Source organism: Cellvibrio sp. KY-YJ-3, from assembly GCF_008806955.1.
In the GTDB taxonomy this organism is placed as follows: domain Bacteria; phylum Pseudomonadota; class Gammaproteobacteria; order Pseudomonadales; family Cellvibrionaceae; genus Cellvibrio.
On record NZ_CP031727.1, the window covers coordinates 1,600,330 to 1,623,592 of the forward strand.

The 23,263-nt window shown below is 53.8% G+C and carries 20 protein-coding genes; 8 read left to right on the forward strand and 12 right to left on the reverse strand.

Features of this window, described 5'->3' with window-relative positions:
• The first annotated feature begins 74 nt into the window (after positions 1–74).
• The gene (locus D0B88_RS06740; RefSeq protein ID WP_151056070.1) at positions 75–1,001 is read left to right on the forward strand and encodes a hydrogen peroxide-inducible genes activator; all 927 of its coding nucleotides are present in this window, start codon (positions 75–77) and stop codon (positions 999–1,001) included.
• Positions 1,001–2,509 carry a tryptophan halogenase family protein gene (locus D0B88_RS06745; RefSeq protein ID WP_151056072.1) on the forward strand — a complete coding sequence of 503 codons (1,509 nt, stop codon included), beginning with the start codon at positions 1,001–1,003 and terminating at the stop codon, positions 2,507–2,509. The genes D0B88_RS06740 and D0B88_RS06745 overlap by 1 nt, the downstream gene beginning before the upstream one ends.
• On the opposite strand, the gene D0B88_RS06750 is transcribed toward D0B88_RS06745, so the two are convergent.
• Positions 2,510–3,649, reverse strand: coding sequence for a flagella assembly protein FlgT middle domain-containing protein (locus D0B88_RS06750; RefSeq protein WP_151056074.1), 1,140 nt, complete (start codon positions 3,647–3,649; stop codon positions 2,510–2,512).
• A 149-nt stretch (positions 3,650–3,798) separates the two neighbouring features.
• Between D0B88_RS06750 and D0B88_RS06755 the strand changes: the two genes are divergently transcribed.
• The 6 genes from D0B88_RS06755 to D0B88_RS06780 all read left to right on the forward strand — a co-directional run bounded on the left by D0B88_RS06755 (position 3,799) and on the right by D0B88_RS06780 (position 14,119).
• Positions 3,799–4,254 carry a hypothetical protein gene (locus D0B88_RS06755; protein ID WP_151056076.1) on the forward strand — a complete coding sequence of 152 codons (456 nt, stop codon included), beginning with the start codon at positions 3,799–3,801 and terminating at the stop codon, positions 4,252–4,254.
• A 243-nt stretch (positions 4,255–4,497) separates the two neighbouring features.
• Positions 4,498–8,949: a glutamate synthase large subunit gene (gene gltB / locus D0B88_RS06760; RefSeq protein WP_040393324.1), complete on the forward strand. Its 4,452-nt coding sequence runs from the start codon at positions 4,498–4,500 to the stop codon at positions 8,947–8,949.
• A gap of 27 nt (positions 8,950–8,976) precedes the next feature.
• Positions 8,977–10,395 carry an FAD-dependent oxidoreductase gene (locus D0B88_RS06765; RefSeq protein ID WP_151056078.1) on the forward strand — a complete coding sequence of 473 codons (1,419 nt, stop codon included), beginning with the start codon at positions 8,977–8,979 and terminating at the stop codon, positions 10,393–10,395.
• 138 nt (positions 10,396–10,533) lie between these two features.
• Positions 10,534–11,601, forward strand: coding sequence for a uroporphyrinogen decarboxylase (hemE, locus tag D0B88_RS06770; RefSeq protein ID WP_151056080.1), 1,068 nt, complete (start codon positions 10,534–10,536; stop codon positions 11,599–11,601).
• A 221-nt stretch (positions 11,602–11,822) separates the two neighbouring features.
• Entirely contained in the window at positions 11,823–13,190 is a 1,368-nt protein-coding gene (locus D0B88_RS06775) for an HD-GYP domain-containing protein (RefSeq protein WP_007645099.1), read from the forward strand.
• Positions 13,191–13,354: 164 nt separating this feature from the next.
• Positions 13,355–14,119 carry a TerC family protein gene (locus tag D0B88_RS06780; RefSeq protein ID WP_007645097.1) on the forward strand — a complete coding sequence of 255 codons (765 nt, stop codon included), beginning with the start codon at positions 13,355–13,357 and terminating at the stop codon, positions 14,117–14,119.
• 89 nt (positions 14,120–14,208) lie between these two features.
• Here D0B88_RS06780 and D0B88_RS06785 read toward each other — a convergent pair whose 3' ends face one another.
• The 11 genes from D0B88_RS06785 to D0B88_RS06835 all read right to left on the reverse strand — a co-directional run bounded on the left by D0B88_RS06785 (position 14,209) and on the right by D0B88_RS06835 (position 23,244).
• On the reverse strand, positions 14,209–15,072 hold the full coding sequence (locus D0B88_RS06785) for a sugar phosphate isomerase/epimerase (RefSeq protein WP_151056082.1): 864 nt from the start codon (positions 15,070–15,072) through the stop codon (positions 14,209–14,211).
• 21 nt (positions 15,073–15,093) lie between these two features.
• On the reverse strand, positions 15,094–16,827 hold the full coding sequence (locus D0B88_RS06790; RefSeq protein WP_151056084.1) for a GMC oxidoreductase: 1,734 nt from the start codon (positions 16,825–16,827) through the stop codon (positions 15,094–15,096).
• A 94-nt stretch (positions 16,828–16,921) separates the two neighbouring features.
• Positions 16,922–17,530: a gluconate 2-dehydrogenase subunit 3 family protein gene (locus D0B88_RS06795; protein WP_151056087.1), complete on the reverse strand. Its 609-nt coding sequence runs from the start codon at positions 17,528–17,530 to the stop codon at positions 16,922–16,924.
• A gap of 330 nt (positions 17,531–17,860) precedes the next feature.
• On the reverse strand, positions 17,861–18,637 hold the full coding sequence (locus D0B88_RS06800; RefSeq protein ID WP_151056089.1) for an alpha/beta fold hydrolase: 777 nt from the start codon (positions 18,635–18,637) through the stop codon (positions 17,861–17,863).
• Between the two features lie 11 nt (positions 18,638–18,648).
• On the reverse strand, positions 18,649–19,743 hold the full coding sequence (locus tag D0B88_RS06805; protein WP_007645090.1) for a DUF2817 domain-containing protein: 1,095 nt from the start codon (positions 19,741–19,743) through the stop codon (positions 18,649–18,651).
• A gap of 121 nt (positions 19,744–19,864) precedes the next feature.
• Positions 19,865–20,251 (reverse strand): YciI family protein, encoded by a 387-nt coding sequence (locus tag D0B88_RS06810; protein ID WP_007645088.1) that lies wholly within the window; start codon positions 20,249–20,251, stop codon positions 19,865–19,867.
• Between the two features lie 47 nt (positions 20,252–20,298).
• The gene (locus tag D0B88_RS06815; protein ID WP_151056091.1) at positions 20,299–20,703 is read right to left on the reverse strand and encodes a VOC family protein; all 405 of its coding nucleotides are present in this window, start codon (positions 20,701–20,703) and stop codon (positions 20,299–20,301) included.
• A gap of 31 nt (positions 20,704–20,734) precedes the next feature.
• Entirely contained in the window at positions 20,735–21,100 is a 366-nt protein-coding gene (locus D0B88_RS06820) for a DUF1428 domain-containing protein (RefSeq protein WP_225318568.1), read from the reverse strand.
• 91 nt (positions 21,101–21,191) lie between these two features.
• A complete protein-coding gene (locus D0B88_RS06825; protein ID WP_151056093.1) occupies positions 21,192–22,430 on the reverse strand; it encodes an RNA polymerase sigma factor in 1,239 nt (412 codons plus the stop codon).
• 2 nt (positions 22,431–22,432) lie between these two features.
• The gene (locus tag D0B88_RS06830) at positions 22,433–23,026 is read right to left on the reverse strand and encodes a GNAT family N-acetyltransferase (protein WP_151056095.1); all 594 of its coding nucleotides are present in this window, start codon (positions 23,024–23,026) and stop codon (positions 22,433–22,435) included.
• 68 nt (positions 23,027–23,094) lie between these two features.
• Complete coding sequence (locus D0B88_RS06835; protein WP_191966537.1) at positions 23,095–23,244, reverse strand: hypothetical protein; 150 nt, start codon at positions 23,242–23,244, stop codon at positions 23,095–23,097.
• Positions 23,245–23,263 lie beyond the last annotated feature (19 nt).

Here is a 23,263-nt window from a genome sequence, read left to right on the forward strand (position 1 = left end):
CGCGGATTGTTTTTGCGTCACTTGATGCAACAGTGCAAACTAAAAGTACTTATTTGTCCGACCACTGAATATTTATGACTCTTATCGAACTTCGCTATATTGTTGAATTGACTGACACACGGCATTTTGGTCGCGCAGCGCAGCGCTGCAATGTCAGCCAACCAAATCTCAGTGTCGCAGTCAGGAATCTGGAGGCGGAGCTGGGGGGCGCGTTGTTCGAGCGCACCAAGACGGGAGTCCATCCAACCCCCTTGGGGGACAAAATTGTGGCGCAGGCGAAGGTGCTGCTGCAGGGCGTGGCCGATATTCATCAATTGGCCGACGCCGGGCGGGATCAATTGGGTAGCCCTTTGGCGCTGGGGGTTATTGCCACCCTTGGACCCTACCTGCTTCCCCAGTTAATCCCTCATCTCGCCTTGCATGCGGCGGCCATGCCGTTGCGGGTGGAGGAGGCGTGCACTCCGCTATTGCGGCAAAAGCTGCGCGCGGGAAGTTTGGATGCAATTGTGGTTTCCCTACCGTTTGCGGAGGCGGATGTGGTAGTGCAGGAGTTGTATGAGGAGCCGCTGGTGCTGATCATGCCCCAGTCCCATCCGCTTGCTGCGCTGACGATGATTGACTCTGCGGCGATTGCCGGGCAGCCCTTGTTATTGTTGGCCCAGGGGCATTGTTTGCGGGAACAGGTGATGACGCTATTTCCAGCCTGGTGCGACAGTGCATCGCCGATGGAGCTCAATAGCCTCGAAACGTTGCGCTACATGGTGGCGGCAGGTTTGGGGCTGGCGATAGTCCCGCGCTCGGCGGCGCCCATGGGGCTGTGCGCCGCCAATCGTTTGGTGGCGCGGCCATTGGTCATGCCCGGCGCTACACGCACCCTGGCGCTGGCATGGCGCGCGAGTTTTCCACGCCACAAGGCGATTGATGTGTTGCGCAAATCCATTCAAGTTTGCAGTGGCGCCTATTGGCGTTTTACCACCGAGCCCGAGTTGGCGGAGCAGTAATGAATTCCATAAAAAAAATAGTCATCCTCGGTGGCGGAGTATCGGGCTGGATTGCGGCGTCGATGCTGGCCGCCCAGGTGCGCCGCGATTTGTGCGAAATCGAATTGATCGAGTCCGAAGACATAGGTTCGGTCGGTGTGGGTGAATCCACTATTCCACCGGTAGTGCGGCTGATTACCAGCCTCGGTATCGATGAGGAGGATTTCATCCGCGAGACCCAGGCTTGTTACAAGCTCGGCATCAAGTTTGTGGATTGGCGCAGTAAAAACCAGTCCTATTTTCATCCTTATGGCGCACTGGGGCAGCGCATCGGCACGCAGGATTTCTACCAGTGCTGGCTCAAGGCGACTATGGCGGGGGGCGATTATCCGCTGCAGGATTTTTCCCCCTGTTCGGTGATGGCTGCTCAAGGGCGGTTTTTTTTGCCCTCGCAAGCCATGAACACTCCGATCGGTGGTGCCGGTTACGCGATTCATCTGGATGCAAAACTGGTTGCCGCCTATTTGCGGCGTTACGCCGAGGCCCGTGGCGTGGTGCGCAGCGAGGGCAATTATGTGGCGGTGGAGCGGCGCGACAATGGTTTTATTTCGGCGCTGGTATTGGCGGATGGACGCAAAATCGAAGGCGACTTTTTTGTCGATTGCTCGGGTTTCAGGGCGCTGTTGATTGATGGGGCCATGGCAGCGGGGTTTGAGGATTGGGCGCAATACTTGCCCTGCGATCGCGCCATAGTGGTCAAAACCGGCGCCGCGGGATCGCGCATGCCTTACACCACCGCTACCGCACGCAAGGCGGGCTGGTCCTGGCGGATTCCGCTGCGCAATGCCACTGGTCACGGTTATGTCTATTCCAGTCGTTTTTGCAGCGACACCGAGGCCAAAAGCACCCTGCTCGGCAATCTCGATGCGCCGCGTATCAATGACCCGCGCCTGATTAGCTTCAAGGCCGGGCGTCGCCTGGAGTTTTGGAAAAACAACTGTTTGGCGCTGGGCTTGGCGGGTGGTTTTGTGGAGCCGCTGGAGTCCACGGCGATTCACTTGATCGCCCGCGGTATGGATTACTTTTTGCGGTTTTTCCCCGACCTGGAATGCGAACCCAGTCTGCGGCGCGAATACAACCGGCGGATGGCGGCGGATTATCAGGAGGTGCGCGATTTTATTGTGTTGCACTACTGCACCAGTGAGCGCAGCGACAGCGACTTTTGGCGCTGGTGTCAAACCATGCCACTGCCGGATTCGCTGCGCGAACGCATCGAATTATTCAAAGGCCACGGCATTGTGCGCGAGGAGCGCGACGAACTGTTTCGCAGTGCCAGCTGGCAATCGGTGTTTGAGGGCATGGGGATTCGGCCAGCCAAATACAGCCCGCGGGTAGATAATATCGAGCTGGCGCAGATCAACGAGAATTTGAAACTGGCGCGTTCGGCGATCCTCAATATGGTGAAAACCCTGCCCACCCACGATGACTATCTCGCCGGGCGTTTTGGTGTCCCGGCAGTGGATCAGTAGTTAGTCGATCACCGCTAAATAGTGACCATTCAAATAGCTGCCATCCTCAACCACCGCGGTGCTGTGCGAGGGATAAACTTCGCTCAAGTGCAGCTGCGTCGGGCGTCTGACCAGGCGGGTTTCGCTCACCTGATATTCGCTGTTAGACCCCACCACAATCACCTGGTAGAGCTGCATTTTTGCGCCCGCCTGCAGGCCGTTATTGGCGCCACCCTGAAGGATGACCTGAGTCTGGCCCGGGTGGGCATCAATACTGGCGATGTAGGGTTGGCAATCAACCGTTTGGGCTATGTCATCACTGATGGCGCCGCTCAGTTTTGCCACGTTTCTGCCATAGGGTGTTTTCAAAAAAGCGGGCGAGTCAAAACCTATCGCTTTGCGGGTATTCCACACACCGCTAGCGCTATAGCGGCGATTCAGTAGGGGTTCGCCCGTAAAACCGTCGCGCAGTTCAAGTTCCAGAGTAAATAGGCGGGTGCGTTTGTCGAATTTTTCAATGCCGGTCAGGTTGTGAAATCCATTGGCTAATTGACGGTAGAGGTCGGGATTGTAGGTGCTGCTGGTATCCGTCATCGCCATGTCATCGATAGTGCCACTGAGGACAAACTGGGCGCGGGTTTGACGGGCTATTTTTTGCGCCTGCTGTTTTAATTGTGTTTCGCTGAGGTTGGGCAGGGCAAAGCCCTGGGCGATCATCGCCGGTGGCAGCAGCTGATGAGTGCGTGTGAGTTGGGCGCGAATCATCTCGGGAATGCCGGCCTCTGCCGCATATAAATTGCCAGCGTTGGCGCTTTGCGGGTTGCGTCGGGTAAAGCGGGTAATTACCAGTGACTTGTGCAACGTGTTGTGATCGCGGCTGCGATCTGCGCATTGGTTTTGTGGCAGGTAGTGAGTTTGTGCGGGGGTATCCGCACCCGCTTCACTCGGTGGCGGTGTAGTGCTTGCGGGCAGTTGGGCAGTGCCGACCACAACTGCATCACCTGTGTTTTGGCTGAGCGCTACCTTGCCTTCCGGTCGGTAGGCAATGTCATCGGGTACCAGTGGATTGGCGCACAGCGCTGAACTCAGCCCCAGAATACTGGTCAACAGCAGGCTCTTGGCGAGCTGCGGTAGCGGGTTGAGTGATCTAATTGAACCCATGGCCGGCTCCAGTGTTAAGCGGGTATAGTGATGCAAGGTGTATGGCTATCATAAAATTATCGGCCCCCGGGCGTATTTCTTTAGGCTCTTGTGGTTGTGATCAAAAGTCAGTGGCGCCGCGTTGGTGGTGCAAAGGTTGGAGTGGGTTGATGAATAAATTTCGGGTGTTGCTGATCTTGGTGCTGGGTCTGATGGTGGGCTGTAGCTCGGCAGGCCGCAGCTATGTAAAAAGTGAAATGAACGAAACCCTTGAGGTGGAGGTTTTGCCGAATCAGAGCAAGATGTTTACCTATCGCCTGCGCTGGCCAGAGGATCAGATCCCTAACCATATTCGCGTTAGTCGCGATGGCAACGATAGTCGCCGCGACTTTTACGAGGGCGGCATAACTGTCGGTCGCAATACGCACGAGCGACTGCTGGAAAATACCGCCTATGTTGTTGAAAAAGTGGGTTATTGCCGCGAAGGCTTCTTTGAGTTGGATCGCAGTATCTCGCGCTATCACCTATGGGTGCGCGGCGAATGCAAAGAGAGTGCAAACGCCGCTGACCAGCAGGCATTTGGCGCCAAACAGGTGCTAACCGCAGAGCACTGGCACCAGTCCTGATATTTTTGTTGCGTGCAGTTCCTGCGGTTTTTTGCGCCAGTCTGCCGCTTATATCAACAGCCAACTTGCCCCCGGCTGTCTTGCTAATACCCCTCTAAGCGGGTAATATCCTGCGCCCATTTGCCTAGCCCCTACACCTCAGGGGCTTTTTTGTCTGGGATGCAATTTGGCGCAGCTTTCGCATGAGCTTTGCGCCCTTAATCTTCGTATCCCTTGATAGTGATTTTTGTTGAGAATCAGCCTATGACCACTGGCCTCTACCAGATAGACGAGTTCAAAGATAACTGCGGTTTTGGTTTGATTGCCCATTTAAAGGGCAAGACCAGCCATCGTCTGCTTACTACGGCAATCGAAGCCCTGACCTGCATGACCCACCGCGGTGGTATCAATGCGGACGGTAAAACCGGCGACGGTTGTGGCCTGCTGATCCAAAAGCCGGACAGTTTCTTGCGCGCTGTGGCAAAAGAAGCTTGTGGTGCTGAGCTGACCTCTATTTATGGTGTGGGCGCGATTATGCTTAGCCGCGACCCTGCCATTGCCGACAAGGCGCGCGCGGTTGTCACCGAAGAATTGACTGCCCAGGGCTTGATTGTGGCCGGCTGGCGCGAAGTGCCGGTTGACCCCAGCTGCCTCGGCCCTATTGCCATGAAGTCGCTGCCAACCTTTAATCACCTGTTTGTGAACAACCCGGATCTGAGCCTGCAAGAGGTCAACTCCAAGTTGTTTATGGCCCGTCGCAAAGCGGAAATCCGTTTGAAAGACGACAAGGCCTTCTACGTGGCCAGTTTGAGCACCGGTATCCTGTCCTACAAAGGCTTGATGATGCCGGTTGATTTGCCGCGCTTTTTCTCTGACTTGGCCGATGAGCGTTTGGAGACCGCGATCTGTGTATTCCACCAGCGCTTCTCCACCAACACTATGCCGCAGTGGCCACTGGCGCAGCCTTTCCGCATGTTGGCGCACAACGGCGAGATCAACACCATTGTGGGCAACCGCAACTGGGCGGTAGCGCGCACCCCTAAATTTGTGACGCCACTGCTGCCGGATTTGCACACAGTGACGCCGCTGGTGAATCGCACCGGTTCTGACTCATCCAGCCTGGATAACATGCTGGAAATCCTGACCTTGGGTGGTATGGAGCTGCACCGCGCTATTCGTATGCTGGTGCCGCCGGCCTGGCAGAACGTGGAGAACATGGACCCGGATCTGCGCGCGTTCTACGAATACAACTCTATGCATATCGAGCCGTGGGATGGCCCCGCTGGTTTGGTAATTACCGATGGCCGCTACGCCGTTTGTACCCTCGACCGCAACGGCTTGCGTCCTTCGCGCTGGGTAATCACTAAAGACGATATGATCACCGTGGCCTCGGAGGTAGGTGTATACGCCTATGATCCAGCCGATGTGGTCGCCAAAGGCCGCCTCGGCCCAGGCCAAATCATGTCGATCGATACTGCGACTGGCACCCTGCACAACACTCAAGATATCGACAACCAGTTGAAATCCACCCAGCCCTATAAAAAGTGGCTGAAAGAGCGTGCGCTGCGCATCGAGTCAACCCTCAATACTGATGCGAAAGAAAACGGTATCGAAGGTATTGCTCTCAAAGCCAACATGAAAATGTTCCAAGTGAGCTTTGAAGAGCGTGACCAATTATTACGCCCCTTGGCTGAAGGTGGTCAAGAAGCCGTAGGCTCCATGGGTGACGATACCCCGATGGCCGTACTATCACGTCAACAGCGTTCACTCTACGACTACTTCCGTCAGCAGTTTGCGCAGGTGACTAACCCGCCCATCGACCCGCTGCGCGAAGCGATTGTGATGTCGCTGGAAACTTGCCTCGGACGCGAATTGCCGGTGTACGACGAGCTGCCGGAGCACGCTGACCGCGTGATTCTCACTTCGCCGGTATTATCGCCGGAAAAATTCCGCGGTCTGATGGCGCTGGATCGCCCCGGCTACGCGGTAGCCAGATTTTCGCTCTACTACAAAGCGGAAGAGACTAACCTGAAAGCGGCGCTGATCAAGCTGTGCGACGATGTTGCGGCGGCGGTTAAGTCAGGCAAAGTATTGATGGTGCTGAGCGATTACGGCTTTGAAAAAGGCCAATTGCCCATTCCCGCCCTGCTGGCGGTGGGTGCGGTCAACCAGCATTTGACTAATGTTGGCCTGCGCTGCGACTCCAACCTGATTGTAGAGACCGGCAGCGCACGCGACCCGCATCAAATTGCGGCGCTGATCGCCTACGGTGCCACAGCGGTCTACCCTTACCTCAGCTATCACGTGTTGAACGATCTGATCGAGACCGGTGAGCTGTTGACTGATGTAGACACAGCTTACAAAAACTACCGCAAGGGTATCGACAAAGGTCTGCTCAAAATCCTGTCGAAGATGGGTATTTCCACCATCACTTCCTACCGCAGTGCGCAGTTGTTTGAAGCCATTGGTCTGGCCGAAGAAGTGATTAACATGTGCTTTGAAAGCACTCCGTCCCGCGTGGCCGGTGCGCGTTTTGAAGACTTGGAAGAAGATCAAAAGATTCTGGCACAAACCGCCTGGATCGAGCGCAAGCCAATCGTGCAGGGCGGCCTGCTCAAGTATGTACACGGCTCCGAATATCACGCCTACAACCCCGATGTAGTGCAGAGCCTGCAAAAGGCGGTGCAGAGCGGTAACTATGCGCTCTGGCGCAACTACGCCGACCTGGTGAACAAACGCCCGGTGTCCATGCTGCGCGACCTGTTGGCGATTCGCGAAGACCTGTGCACCCCGATCCCACTGTCGCAAGTGGAGCCGGTGGAAAGCATTATCAAGCGTTTTGACTCGGCGGGTATGTCGCTCGGTGCCCTGTCACCCGAGGCGCACGAAGCCTTGGCTGAAGCCATGAACCGTTTGGGTGGACGCTCCAACTCCGGTGAAGGCGGTGAAGACCCGGCGCGTTACGGCACTATCAAGACCTCCAAAATCAAACAAGTGGCCTCGGGCCGTTTTGGTGTGACACCGGCTTATTTGGTGAATGCTGAAGTGCTGCAAATTAAAGTCGCCCAGGGTGCAAAACCCGGTGAAGGCGGCCAGTTGCCTGGCGGTAAAGTAAATGCGTTGATTGCGCGTCTGCGTCACTCGGTGCCCGGTGTTACCCTGATTTCGCCACCGCCGCACCACGATATTTATTCGATCGAAGATCTGGCGCAGCTGATTTATGACTTGAAACAAGTCAATCCGGATGCGCTGGTATCGGTGAAGCTGGTATCGCGCCCGGGTGTAGGCACTATCGCTGCCGGTGTGGCCAAGGCCTATGCCGATTTGATCACTATTTCCGGCTACGACGGCGGCACCGCGGCAAGCCCCTTGACCTCGATTAAATACGCCGGTTCGCCGTGGGAATTGGGTCTGTCTGAAACCCATCAAACCCTGCGTGCCAATGACCTGCGCGATAAAGTGCGCGTGCAGACTGACGGCGGTTTGAAGACTGGTTTGGACGTGGTGAAAGCAGCGATGCTCGGCGCTGAAAGCTTTGGTTTTGGTACCGGCCCAATGGTCGCGCTCGGCTGTAAATACCTGCGTATTTGCCACCTGAACAACTGCGCCACCGGTGTTGCTACCCAGCAGGACAAACTGCGTAAAGACCATTACATTGGCACAGTCGAAATGGCGATGAACTTCTTCAAGTTCGTAGCAGAAGAGACCCGCGAGTGGATGGCGCGTATGGGCGTGCGCACCCTCGGCGAATTGGTTGGCCGTGTGGATTTGCTCAAGGTGCTGGAGGGTGAAACCACCAAACAGCAACAGTTGGATTTAAGCCCGATCATCTATACCGATGATTATCTGGCGACCAAACCCCAATTGTGTGCCGTCAGCAAAAATGAGCCCTTCGACAAAGGCGAAACCGCTGAAGCGATGGTCAAAGTATTGCTGCCTGCCATTGAAGCCAAAGCCGGCGGCGAGTTTGAGTTCCATATCACCAACTGCGACCGTTCCATCGGTGCGCGTATCAGCGGTGAAATTGCCAAACGCTATGGCAATGACGGCATGTCCGACAAACCGCTGAAACTGAAACTGACCGGTATTGCCGGCCAGAGTTTTGGGGTGTGGAACGCCGGTGGTCTGGACATGTACCTCGAAGGTGATGCCAACGACTACGTCGGTAAAGGTATGGCGGGTGGCAAGTTAGTGATTCGCCCACCGCGCAACTCCGGTTTCAAATCGAACAAAACCAGTATTTTGGGTAACACCTGTCTGTATGGCGCGACTGGCGGTAAGTTGTTCGCAGCCGGTACGGCGGGCGAGCGCTGCGGCGTGCGTAACTCCGGTGCCCATGTGGTAGTGGAAGGTGCGGGCGATCACTGCTGTGAATACATGACGGGCGGGGTGGTGACGGTACTGGGTCAAACCGGTGTGAATTTCGGTGCGGGTATGACCGGCGGTTTTGCCTACGTGCTGGATGAGGCCAACGACTTTGTGGATCGCTATAACCACGAGCTGGTGGATATTCACCGTATCAATACCGAGGCAGTGGAGGCGCATCGCCACCACCTGCGCACTGTAATCGAAGAATTTGTACAAGAGACTGAAAGTGCATGGGGCCAACACCTGCTGGACAACTTCGATGACTACATCGGCAAGTTCTGGCTGGTTAAACCCAAAGCGGCGTCTTTGGGCAGTTTGTTGGTCAGTTTCCGCAAGCGCGGCGAATAACTCTTGGTGACGAGTGAGGTCAAAATCATGTCAGCACGTTTAAGCAATGACTTTCAGTTTCTCGATGTGGGTCGTCAGGACCCCACCAAGAAAGACATAGAAACCCGCAGACGTAACTTTGTGGAGATCTACCAACCCTTCGCCAAAGAAGAAGTGGAAGGTCAGGCCCATCGCTGCCTGGAGTGTGGTAACCCCTACTGCGAGTGGAAGTGCCCGGTGCACAACTTCATCCCTAACTGGTTGAAGCTGATTTCCGAAGGCAATATTTTTGAAGCGGCTGAACTCAGCCATCAAACCAACTCACTGCCGGAAGTTTGTGGCCGGGTATGCCCGCAGGATCGCCTGTGTGAAGGCGCCTGTACCCTGAATGACGGTTTTGGTGCGGTGACTATCGGTAACGCCGAAAAGTACATTACCGATACCGCCTTTGCCATGGGCTGGAAACCGGACATGTCCAAAGTGGTTTGGACTAACAAAAAAGTAGCCGTAATTGGCGCTGGCCCAGCGGGTATTGGCTGTGCTGACGTACTGGTGCGCAACGGTGTTAAACCAGTGGTATTTGATAAGTACCCTGAAATCGGTGGCCTGCTGACCTTTGGTATTCCCGAGTTCAAGCTGGAAAAATCAGTGATGAGCCGTCGCCGTGAAATCTTTACCGAAATGGGTATTGAGTTCCGCTTGAATACTGAAGTGGGTAAAGACATCACCATGGAAGAATTACTGCGCGATTACGACGCGGTGTTCATGGGCATGGGCACTTATACCTACATGAAAGGTGGCTTCCCTGGCGAAGACTTGCCCGGCGTTTATGACGCGCTGCCATTCTTGGTTGCCAACGTGAACCGCAACCTCGGCTTTGAAAAGAGCCCGGAAGATTTCATCAGCGTCGCTGGTAAAAAAGTGGTTGTGCTCGGTGGTGGTGATACCGCCATGGACTGTAACCGCACCTCGATTCGTCAGGGCGCCGCTACAGTGACTTGTGCTTATCGTCGCGACGAAGAAAACATGCCTGGCTCCAAGCGCGAAGTGGCCAATGCCAAAGAAGAAGGCGTGCAGTTCCTCTACAACCGTCAGCCAGTGGCGGTAGTGGGTAACGGCAAAGTGGAAGGCGTAAAAGTGGTGACTACCCAAATGGGTGAGCCGGACGAAAAAGGCCGTCGCAGCCCGGTGGTGGTGCCAGGTTCAGAAGAAATTTTGCCTGCCGACGTAGTCTTGATCGCTTTTGGTTTCCGCCCAAGCCCGCAGCCTTGGTTTGAAACCAATGGCGTGAAAGTGAACAGCTGGGGTGGCGTGGTAGCGCCTGAACAGCAGCAGTTCAAGTTCCAAACCAGCAACCCTAAAGTTTTTGCCGGCGGCGATATGGTGCGCGGATCTGATTTGGTAGTAACTGCAATTTGGGAAGGCCGCGAAGCGGCGGATGGGATTTTGGATTACTTAAACGTCTAATTTCCGTAGGGGCGCTGCTTGCCGCGCCCCTGTTTGACCGCATATATTCGGGCGCAGCAAGCAGCGCCCCTACAACCCCGCCTTTGCGGGGTTTGTTTTATCCAACACATGCAAGGCATTGGGCCTGAGGATAAGAGTATGACCGAACTCAAAAACGACCGCTTCCTGCGCGCCTTACTCAAGCAGCCCGTCGATGTGACGCCGGTATGGATGATGCGCCAGGCCGGGCGCTATCTGCCTGAGTACCGCGCCAGCCGCGCCAAAGCGGGCGATTTTATGGGGCTGTGCACCAATCCCGAGGCGGCCTGCGAAGTCACCTTGCAGCCGCTGGATCGCTACCCCGGTCTGGATGCCGCCATTCTCTTCTCCGATATCCTCACCATCCCTGACGCTATGGGTTTAGGCCTGTATTTTGAAACTGGCGAAGGCCCCAAATTCAAGAAAGCCGTGCGCACCGAAGCCGATGTCAACGCGCTCAAGGTGATCAACCCGGAGCAGGATCTACCCTATGTGGTCAATGCGGTGAAAACTATTCGCCGCGAGTTGAATGGCCGCGTGCCGCTTATCGGTTTCTCCGGCAGCCCCTGGACGCTGGCGACTTATATGATCGAAGGTGGCTCAAGCCGCGATTTCCGTCGCGCCAAAGAAATGCTCTACAACCAGCCGCAGGTGATGCACCAGTTGTTGGATGTATTGGCCGACTCGGTGATTGTTTACCTCAATGCCCAAATTTTGGCGGGGGCGCAGGCGGTGCAGGTTTTTGATACTTGGGGCGGCGCGCTGTCACATGCTGCCTATCAGGAGTTTTCCCTCAAATACATGCACAAAATCGTCAATGGTTTGATCCGTGAGCACGAAGGCCGGCAGGTACCGGTCATCCTCTTCACCAAAGGTGGTGGCCAGTGGCTGGAAGCTATGGCGGCGACCGGTGCTACCGCGTTGGGCTTGGATTGGACCACCGATATAGCCACCGCGCGCGCGCGCGTTGGCAGTAAAGTCGCGCTGCAGGGCAATATGGACCCGACAATTTTGTACGCCTCACCGGAGCGGATTCGCGCTGAGGTTGGCACTATTCTCGCGGCTTACGGCAGTGGCTCAGGTCACGTATTCAACCTGGGGCACGGCATTACCCCGGAAGTAGATCCGGCGCACGCTGGCGCGTTTATCAACGCAGTTCACGATTTATCTGCTAGCTATCACGCATAATTTTGTAGTCATTTGTCGCCTGTCAGCATCTTTTAGCCGCCATTGGGCTATGGGTGCTGGTGCGGCGTGATTATCTTCATTACACTCGACGCAACATCTGGTTTTTTAGGAAGATTTACTCCCCCCGGAATCCTGAGATCACTGGCAGCTCTGTCGTAGTTGGCCGGTATCCCCGATTTAATAAGGCTGATAACACCATTGGGTGATATGGAGAGCAAGGCGTGGCAATTAAACAGGTTAAAGTTGATGTCAACGAATTAACCATCGGTATGTATATATCCGGTCTGGATCGCCCCTGGTCGCAGACACCCTTTCCTTTGCAGGGTTTTTACCTGCGCGATCTGGGAGAGATCAATCAACTTAAAGCCCTCTGCAATTATGTCTACATCGATGTGGAGAAGGGCCGCGGCCCCATCTCTGCCAACCTGAAAACTATTGCAGCACCCACCAAAAAAACCACGACTCGCGAGCGGGTTAACAGTTTCACCGAGACTTTGGCGCCGCTGAAAATCCAGCGCGGCTTATACCGCGAGGTGACGCCGCTGCAACGCGAAGTAAAGCAAGCGCGTCAGTTGCACCAAAAAGTTTACGGTGCAGTGGTGGAGGTGATGGAGCAGCTTGAAAAAAACCAGTTTGATGATTTGTCGCTCGGCGAGACCAAGCGTGTCGCGAGCGAAATGGTCGATAGTGTAGTGCGCAACCCTGACGCCTTTACTTGGTTGTCGCGGGTGCAGGAAAAAGACGAATACACTTACAGCCATGCGGTGCGCTCCTCGGTGTGGGCGATTTTATTTGGCCGTCATATCGGCCTGCCCAAACGCGATCTGGATGTACTGGCAATGGGGGTGTTGCTGAAAGATGTGGGCAAGGTAATGCTCGATGCCAGCCTGATTACCAGCCTCAATCGCTCGGCCGAAGAAGAAGCGCTCTATGAGAGCTTCGTGGAAATTGGCTGTGAAATTTTGCGTAAAACCCAAGGGGTTGAGCCACGTGTGATCGCCGTGGTTAAGACCCATTGCGAACGCCTGAACGGCAGCGGCTTCCCGCATGGCTTGTCGGGCGACAAGATCCCCCTCATGGGCAAAATTGCTGGCATAGTGACTTATTACGATCATGTCACTAACCCGCGCGGCTCGCGCGACCCTATAGCGCCCTCCAAGGCCGTCGCCAAGTTGTACGAGTTACGCAACATCCAGTTCCAGGAAGAGTTGGTAGTCGAATTTATCCGAGCCATTGGTCTCTACCCGACCGGCACTTTAGTCGAGTTGAGTACCGGTGAAGTGGCCGTTGTTGTGGAGCAAAACTTTGAGCGCCGGCTGAAACCCAAGGTTATTGTGGTATTGGATACACTCAAGCAGCCGCTCAATGAATATCTGTTGCTGGATTTGTCGGAGGACGATAAACGCAAACAGGAGCTTATTGATTCCGGCAAAAAGAATCGCCATGAGATTGAAAAGATTGAAATCGCCCGCGATCTTGAGCCGGGCAGCTATGACGTGGATATCGCAGGCATTCGCGATCACTATTTAATGCGCACCGAAAAGAAAGGTTTGATGGCATTGCTCAGCCGCCTGACCACGCGCAGCTAAAGCCAAACAGTTGAATTGTTAAGTTTTAGTAAAAAAACCGCATTCAATGAATGCGGTTTTTTTATAGCTAGGTAGAATGGCCCGCCCGCTGAGCGGGGTGTTTGCTGCGGTGTAAGTGCCGGGACAGTAAATGAATACACGCGAATTAATCAGAGAGAAATAGCATGTTTGAATGGTTGGCAAGTCCCGAAGCCTGGGTTGCATTGGCAACATTAACGGCGTTGGAAATTGTTCTGGGGATCGACAATATTATTTTCATCTCCATTCTGGTGGGCCGCCTGCCCGAGCATCAGCGCAAGTTTGCGCGCAATGTGGGTTTGGGCCTGGCGATGATCACTCGTTTGGCGCTGCTTTTCTCCCTTGCGTGGGTGATGGGCTTGGTTGACCCGCTGTTCAGTGTTTTAGGCCAGGAGATTTCCGGACGCGACATTATTTTGATTGGCGGTGGCTTGTTCCTGATTGCCAAGGCGACCCATGAGATTCACAGCAGTTTGGAGGGTGCAGTGGAAACCGAGCGCAATATCGCTGCCCATGGTTTGCTGATTGTGCTGGTGCAAATTGCGATTCTCGATATCGTTTTCTCACTCGATTCGGTGATTACCGCGGTGGGCCTGGTGGATCAGGTACCGATCATGGCCACGGCAATCATTATCGCGGTGGGCGTTATGTTATTTGCGGCTAAATCCATTGGTGAGTTTGTGGATGCACACCCGACTATCAAAATTCTCGCCCTGTCCTTTTTGGTGATTGTGGGCTTTACCCTGTTGGTGGAAGGTTTTGATGTGCATGTACCCAAGGGTTATATCTACTTCGCCATGGCCTTCTCGCTGGGCGTGGAGATGATCAATATCAAAATGCGTAAATCCACCGATAAACCTGTGGAGCTGCGCAAGGATTATCCGGGCGATCAAACCGAATCGCGCGACTAATTCCTGGGGTAGAACCCTGAATAAGCAAAAAGGCCGATCAACAGATCGGCCTTTTTCGTTTTAAACCACTTAAACCAAAGTGAAATCGCTTATTTCATATCGCTGATGACTTTTTGCAGGCCTTTTAGTGATGCCTCAACGCTTTGCATCGGGGTCATACCTTCAGGGTAGGATTCCTGTTCAACGACCAGCCACAGGGTGCCGCCGTAGGTTTTGTTGGCTTCGATCAGCGCTTTCCAGTCAGTGGTGTCCTGGCCGATGATCGGGTGCTCGGTATTGCCGGGTTTGGGCGCCGAGGCTTTGTAGTGGGTAGTAATGGTGCGACCGGGGTAAGCTTTGATAAAAGCGATAGGGTCTTTACCGGCCACTTCAGTCCAGCCCACATCCTGCTGCAACACGACTTCTTTGGTGGTGTTGGTGCCGATCACATCCCAAGGGGTCTCACCCATTTTGCCCAGCATTTCACCTTCGTGATTGTGGTAGCCGGTATGCATACCGTGGGGTGTGAGTTTGGTTTGAATTGCCGCGAGGTCAGCGGCAACTTCTTTGGCACCATCGGTAGTGAAGGCGCGCATATCCATTGGGATAATCAGGTATTTACAGTCGATCGCTTTGTAAAACGCGACAGTTGCATCAAAGTTTTCTGCATTCAACTTCTCAAAGGGTACGTGCGCGGCAGAGGCTTTGAGGCCGGTTTTATCCAAAAAGGCTTTCAGACCTTTGGGATCATTGGCGTAGGCGCCAAAATTGCCTGCGAACTCCACACCCTGAAAACCCATGGCTTTGAGTTTTTTCAAGGTGCCTTCAAAGTCTTTGGCGACGTCGTCTTTTACCGACCAGAGTTGCACGCTCAGTTGTGGTGAGGTCGGGGCCACATCGGCCGCCATGGCCGATAGGCTCACACTGGTGATAGCGGCCATGGTGAGTGCTTTTATTGTGTTGGACAGAGTCATAGTAGTTACCTTTTTGTGGGTTTAAATCTTTCCGAGTTTAAGTTGTTGCACTGCGTAATCCGCCGCACGGGCGGTGAGTGCCATATAGGTCAGCGAGGGGTTTTGCGACGCGGATGAAGTCATACAAGCGCCATCGGTGACAAACAGGTTGGGCACATCGTGCGCCTGATTCCAGCCGTTAAGCACTGATGTTTTCGGATCTTTACCCATGCGTGCGGTGCCCATCTCGTGAATGGACAAGCCGGGATTCCAATCGCGTTTTGCGCGAATATCTTTTTTGACATCTTTCAAGCCAATGGCTTCCAACATGTTGGCGGCGGTATCGGCGATGTCTTCCATCATTTTCCAGTCGTTGTCGGAAAAGCTGCAGTCGATATGCAATTGCGGCATGCCCCATTTGTCTTTCAACGTGGGGTGCAGCGAAACCTGGTTTTCATAGCGCGGCAACATTTCGCCCGAGCCGCTCAGGTTGAAATACCAGGGGCCGGGCTGGCGGATGGCTGCTTTAAAGTCGGCGCCAAAACCGTCGCTCGCGCCAATGTGTTCCCAGTTGGCGCGCTGGGCACCGGCCATGTAAAAGTAACCGCGTTTGAAGTTGGGGTTTTTCTCGTTGTAGTCGCGGAAGCGCGGCATGACTAATCCAATCGGGCGACGGCCGGAGTAGTAATCCTCCTCAAAACCTTCCACCCGCCCCATGGCGCCGGCGCCGTAAAGGTGATCCATCAAGTAATGGCCGAGCGCGCCGGAGGAGTTGGCGATGCCGGTAGGGAAGCTCTCGCTGACCGAGTTGAGCATGATTTGTGTGGTACCCAGCGTTGAGGCGCACAGGAAAATCACCTTGGCGAAATACTCGCGGGTTTCCAATGTCTCGGCATCAATTACCCGCACGCCGGTAGCGCGATTGGTTTTGGGGTCGTAAATCACACTGTGCACAATGCTGTTGGTGGCGATGGAGAGGTTGTTGGTCGCCAGCGCCGAGGGCAGGGTTGAGCTTTGGGTGGAGAAATAGGCACCAAAGGAACAACCTTTCTGGCATTCATTGCGCGCCTGGCACTGCAAGCGACCTTGCGCCAAATGGTGTGGTGCAGGCACCGATAAATGTGCAGTGCGGCCAATAATTAACTTACGCGTGCTCCATTTTTTTTCGATGCGCGCTTTCATTTCTTTTTCCACCGCGTTCATTTCAAACGGCGGCAGGAATTGGCTGTCGGGCAGGATCTCCAGATTTTCTGTGGAGCCGCTAATGCCCGCGTGCAGCTCAACTTTGTCGTACCACTGCTCAATATCCTTGTAGCGAATCGGCCAATCCACGCCCTCGCCATCGCGCGCGTTGGAGTTAAAATCGTGATCGCTCCAGCGGTAGGACTGGCGATGCCAGAGCAGGGACTTGCCGCCTAATTGATTGCCGCGAATCCAGTCGAAGGGTTTGTCTTTGGGGGTGCTGTAGGGGAAGTCTTTGTCGTTGCCAAAAAAGTGTTTGGTGGCATCGTTAAAGGCGTAACATTTTTTCTGCACATAATGCTGTTCATCGACCAGGGCTTTTTCGACCGCGCCGCGAAACGGCATCTGCCAGGCTTTCAGGCCTTCGCCGATGTAATCCTTGCGGTGTTCCACCGGGCGGCCGCGTTCAACCATCAGGGTTTTTAATCCTTTTTCAGTCAGTTCTTTCGCGGCCCAGCCACCGGCAATACCGGAGCCGACCACAATTGCATCAAACACTTCCTGGGTTTTGATGATGTAAATATTTTTTTCCATGATGTTATTTCACCAATTTAAAAGGCGTTGCCATCAGTGCGAATGGATAGCAAAACGAGTGGGGAGCAAAGCGGCATAGGAGTTTGCGGCAGGCTTAAAAATTCAGTGCCCAAGCCCGGCCTATCTCTTTGAGTTTGAAGTTGCCCTTATAGCCACCCGGAATGGCGAGGTAGGCTAGCTCCTGGGTCGCACCCGGCTCGGAGGTGTAGTAACCGAAAACCACCAGCGCCTTGAGCTGCTTCAAACCTTTGCGGTCGGCTTGGCTAAAGCCGTTTTGCGCTTGTTCCATGGCATTGAGCAACTGCAATTGCTGCGCCTTGGTGAGGGTTAAAAATGCCGTGTTAAATTCACTGCGTGCGCCCGCTTCTATGCGCGCCAGCGTGGCCAGCAGCTGTTGCTGCTCGGCGCTGCTCGCGCAATAGGCGGCGTAGTGATTAATAAAATCATGCACACCGGCGGCAATTGCGCCCGGGGTGTCGGTGGTGGGAATAATAATGTCGCCCAACTCGCGCAGCAGTTGTAATTGATCGCTGCTGAGCAGGGTCTTTTTACGGCGGCTGAAATCGGTAGGGGCACTAAAGCTGGCGGCCAAGGCCGAGAGTGAACTGGCGGAGAGCGCCAAACAACAGGCCAACGCTAATTGTTTTAGGGCAGTGCGACGCGCTATGCCATCGCTGCCATAAGGCAGAGCAGAAAGGTTCATGGAGAGCCTCATAGTTATTGTGTGAACAGCTGTGTAAACGGTTATGTAAACCAGGGTTCAGATGCCGCGGCGGCTTATTATGGGGTTCTATATTGAACCTTCTCTCCAGCGCTTTACTCAATGCCATGCGTGCCTGAAATCATACCGCCCCAGAGTAGGGCAGATCGCAATTAGTGTAGAACCTGTCAGGGTTAAGCGGGGTCAATATTTGTAAATATGTAATCGTTTACAGTCGGGTAAAAAATGGTCTTTTACCGCTTATAAACAATCGTGATGATTGCCTGGTTAAGGCAATAAAAAGGGCATAATCCGCCCGTTCTATGGCTCTTGCTATGGCGCCTTCTGCAGCCACTGGGTGATCTGCTGCACTACCCAATGGCTGTCATCCATCGGTAAGTCGTGACCGGCAGTGGGGTGAATGCACAGCGGCCACTGGAAGCGCTGTGCCAGAGCCTCGCTGGCGCGGATGGATACCAAACGATCCTGTTTGCTAGCGAGTATCAAACCCTGTGGGAAATGGCTGATTTGCGGGATAAAACTCGCCGCTGCCTGCAGCATGGTGATGATGGTATCGCGGCTGACCGGGCGCTGCTGCTGAATCGCCAACCACTGTTGCAAGCGCTGTTGGTAATCCGCCAGTTGATTGCTGACTTTGCGCAGCACCAAGGCTTCGCGCTGGCGCAGTGGTAATGTCAGTGCCAGCAGCATGGTGAACCAGGCGCCGGGGCGCAGGCGCCACCAGAAGGGTTGATTGCCGGTGCTGGAGTTAATCAGTACCAAGCCCTGAATTTCCTGCGGAAATCGCTGCACCCAGTCCAGCGCCACCATGCCGCCCATGGAAATACCTAACAAATACACCGGCGCGCCAATTGATTCGCTCAGGGGCTGGCCAAGGTGCACGTGCAGCTCAGTGCGCGCGTGATCGGTCATGGCACTCACGGAAGTCAGGGCAGTTTCCTGGTGGTATTCGCCGCAGCCGGGGAAATCGATACAGTGAACCTCGCACTCTGTGCCGAGCGCTTGGCACAGTTGTTGGCGCAGCTGGGCGGGGAACTCCAACCAATGGCCAGCTTCCCGCGCCAGCCCGCGCAATAAAACAAAATGCATGTTTATTTTCCTTAACTAAACCATAACTCATGGGCGCGTTGCGTCAGGTGGCGCGCACGTTCAGCATCGGGCAGCCAGCGCGAATGATTCAATGCCGCGCTCAACATAAAATCCAACAGCAATAAATGACGGCGCAATACCCGTGTGTGGCGATGCTGGGTTTGCGGGTTAAACAATCCCGCCATGTTGAATAATTGGCGCGGACTTTTTTTCACCCACAGCCAGGAACCCATCTCCAAGGTTAGCGGTAAAAAATAGGGTTGTTGTTGCGCGAGCGACAAATAATAAAAATAATCCCACAAGTCGCCGTGGGATAAATAATGAATCGATTGTGGCTCAAATAAATACGTGTGGTTTGGATAGCTGCGCTCCCATAAGGTTTTTAGCGCAACATAATCGGCGATATTGCCAATTGGCTGTTTGCGATAGGCGTGTGGAAACCAGAGCCGATCCTGCATGCCCAAACCCGAATGCAAATCCACAACTGTGGCAAACGGGCGATTTAAAATTTGGCGTCGCAATAATTTTTCCAGCGCGCTATTTTCCACTTCCATTTGCCCGCGCTTGCGCCCGCGATACCAGGGCAAAAATGGCCCGAGTCGATGGCCACCACCCAGCAGTGGCACGCGCCCTTCGGCATCAATCGGCGCATTGCGATTTAAATCCACCCCATTGCCATTGGCGCGCTGATTTAAATACATGCCTACCGGGTTGAGAATCGGCATAAGCACCAACTGCACTTGCTGCAACTGGTGCTGCAGGCCGCTATCCCATTGCAAACGCTCTAACAGTGACTGCAGCCAGGCAATTAATACCTGGCTGCCAATGCGTTCAATGCCGTGAATACCGGCGGTAAATAATACGGTCGGCGCCTTGGCTGCGCGTGAACCGAGTGTGATGGAATAAAGCGGGAAATCGATATTGTTGTACTGCACCGTTTGTTCGCAGCGAGCATGCAGCAGCGTGCTGTGCTCGCGGATCAGGCGCTCCAATTGTAAGAGTTCGGGAATTTTTTGTTTGAAGTCGCAGCGCAATTCCACACTGCGCAGGCCGGGGTGTGGCTCGCTGGGCGGCGCGGCGGCGTCGCTGGGGCTGTGCATATTCATTGCCAACTCATTCTTAAAGTACCGCTATAACAATCCTTAATGAATTGAGCATAGCGGCTTTTCGCGAAGAGTTTTTTACACTTTTGTGACCGTTGTGTGTGACGACCCACGCGCTGCGCGGTTACGCAAAATGCTGCACAAAACGTTCATCTTTTTCCGGGTCTAATTCCCGAATCGGGCGAACTTCAATGGTGCCGATGCGCGCCGGTGGAATTTTGCTCGCGAGTTGAATAGCTTCATTTAAATCGCGCGCATCCAACAAATAAAATCCCGCCAACTGCTCTTTGGTTTCCGCAAAGGGGCCATCGGTAATCAGGGTTTTACCATCGCGAATACGCAAGCTGGTGGCGGTGGTGGTGGGGTGCAAGGCGTTGCCGCCCAGCATTTTTCCACTCGCGTGCAAACCGGCACCGCAGGCTTCGCACTCGCGGTTGAGCGCTTGCCATTCCGCCGCGCTCATGTTGTTAATAATATTTTCATCGTAATACACCAGGCATAAATATTTCATCGCGGTGGTTGCTCCTCTGGTTGGCACTGCTTTGTTAATACCCTTGTTTACAGCTGAATGCTGTCCGGTTCCATAAACATCACTTCCCAGTGATGTCCGTCCAAATCTTCAAAACTGTGGTAGTACATAAAGCCGTGATCCTGCGCGGGCATAGGTGCGGTGCCGCCCGCTTCCCAGGCTTTTTTAACCATTTCATCCACCGCCGCGCGGCTGTCGCACGAAAGGCAAATAATCACTTCCTTAGTGGCGTGGCTATCGGCGATGGTTTTTTTAGTGAAGCCCTGAAAAAACGGCTCGGTTAATAACATGGCGTAAATGGTGTCGCTGATTACCATGCAGGCGGCTTGCTCGTTGGTAAATTGTGCATTAAACGAATAACCCAAATGGGCAAAAAACGCTTTGGATTTTTCCAGGTCTTTCACCGGTAAATTAATAAATACTTGCGTTGGCATAAATGAATTCCTTGTGAAGGCAAAAAGTGAATTATTGGTAGCGCACCAGCTCGCTAAAACCGCCGTAGGCCATACGTTTAAAATCAAACAGCGAATCGTTATTGCACATCTCTTTCAGACGCGGGTCGGCCATCACGGCGGCGTTAATTTTGTCGCGCGCCTCGCGTGAGGGGTACACAATCCACGCGAGCACAACAGTCTCGTTATCTTTACAACCGGCGGACTGTTTAAACGACACCATATCGGGAATGTTCAAGTCATCGCCCACGCATTCCCAATAGGCCAGGGCGCCGTGCTCCTTCCACACCGAACCGGCGAGGCTCGCCATTTTTTGATATTCAGCAATTTTTTCGGGGGCAATGGGCAGTAAAAAACCATCAACATAGTGAGTCATCATCTTTCTCCTTTCAGGGTGATTGGGATTTAACTACTGGGTAGTTGATTAATAGTCGATTGGATTGGCGGTATTTCGACAGCCGCCGAAAAAATTATTTCACCAGCGCCAAGCGGCGCTGCAAAAAACGTTGCTCGGCGGTCTGTTGGGTGAGCGAGAGCGCCGTTTCAAAAGCGGCGATGGCTGCCGTATGCTCGCCCAGTTGCTGCAATAGTTCGGCGCGCGCGGCGTGGGTGAGGTGATAATCTTTTAGTTGGCCACGCGCCAGCAGCGTATCAATTAAAGCCAATCCCGCTGCCGGCCCATCGCGCATCGCAATCGCCACTGCACGGTTTAACTCCACAATCGGGCTAGGGTTAATTTGCAGTAATAAATCGTAGAAACCCGCAATTTCCTGCCAGTCGGTGGCGGCAAAACTGGGCGCCTCGGCGTGCAGTGCGGCAATCGCCGCTTGAATACAATAGCTGTGCGCCTGACCGGTTGGCAGGGCGCGCTGGATTAACGCCGAGCCCTCGGCAATTTGCTCGCGGTTCCACAGCGCACGATCCTGATCCTCCAGGCGGATTAAATCACCTTGGGTATCCAGCCGTGCATGGCGGCGCGAATCCTGAATTAACATTAACGCCAACAGCCCCAAGGCCTCCGCTTCGGGCAGCAACTCCGCCACTAAACGCCCAAGGCGAATGGCCTCCTGCGCTAATTCCTGGCGAATTAATTCACTGCCCGAGGAGGCGGAATAACCTTCGTTAAATACCAGATAAATAACCTGCAGCACCGCATCCAGCCGCGTGGGTAATTCACTGCGGGTGGGAATTTCATAGGGGATTTTGGCGTCGCGAATTTTATTTTTAGCGCGCACTATGCGCTGCGCCAAGGTACTGGGGGTGGTGAGAAATGCACGTGCTATAGCTTCGGTGGTCAGCCCGCACACTTCGCGCAAGGTGAGCGCCAGTTGCGCTTCCGGCGCGAGGCTGGGGTGACAGCAGGTAAATATCAGCCGCAGCTGATCGTCCTCCAATAAGTGCTCGTCCCAATCCTCGCTATCACTAATCGCCGCTTCCAATTCTTCGGCTATATCCACCAGCGCCGTTTGAAATCGCGCTCGTCGCCGCACATGATCAATCGCCTTAAAGCGCCCGGTCGATACCAACCACGCGCGCGGATTATTCGGCACGCCATCCACCGGCCACTGCTGCAACGCCGCCGCAAATGCATCCTGCGTTGCCTCCTCCGCCAAATCAAAATCCTTCAGCAACCGAATCAACGTCGCCCGCACCCGCCGCGACTCGCTGCGATAAATGGCATTAATTTGAGTTTCGATACTGGCGGGCATAATTATCTCGTCATTTTATATTCAAGACTTTTTTTAACGGCAGGCCATTCCTGATCAATAATCGAGAATACTACGGTATCGCGATAAATTCCCTCAGGGCTTTTTTGGTGATTGCGCAAAACCCCATCCTGTTTTGCACCCAGCCGCGCAATTGCTGCACGCGATGCCTGGTTATGCCAGTGGGTACGAAATTCTACGGCAATTGTGTTGAGTGTTTCAAAGGCATGCGTCAGCAATAAATATTTGCATTCAGTATTTGTGCCGGTTTTTTGAAATGACTTTGCGTACCAGGTGTAGCCAATTTCGACGCGTTTATTCAGCGGGTCTGCATTGCAATAGCGAGTAGTACCGATAATTTTTTGCGAGGTATTATCAATCACCACAAATAACAACGCGCGGCCGTTCGCTTGATCTGTGAATGCCTGATTAAGATAAGAATCAATGGTTTCGCTGTTTGGTACAGAGGTGTACCAGAGGTTCCATAATTCGCCATCGGTGGCGGCTTCAACTAATGCATCAGCGTGCTCGCGTTTTAATGGAACGAGGGTAACGAGATTGCCTTTTAATGTGGTTTCGTAAAGCCAGTGGTTGTTCATGGTATTCCTTTAAAGTTTTCGATTAATTATTTATTGCGACCGTAGGTTGGGCAGCAATGCCCAACACCTCAAGGTTTAAGCCATTTTTTAAGTTTTTCTTTGGCTTGTGCATGTGTGTATACATTTCCTTCCTTGATGTCTTGTTCTGCTCTTTTGATTGCCTCCAACATTGAATCTGTTGAGGTTATTGGTGGTTTGGTGTTAGTTGACTTTTTCATGGGTATAGAACTTCGATAA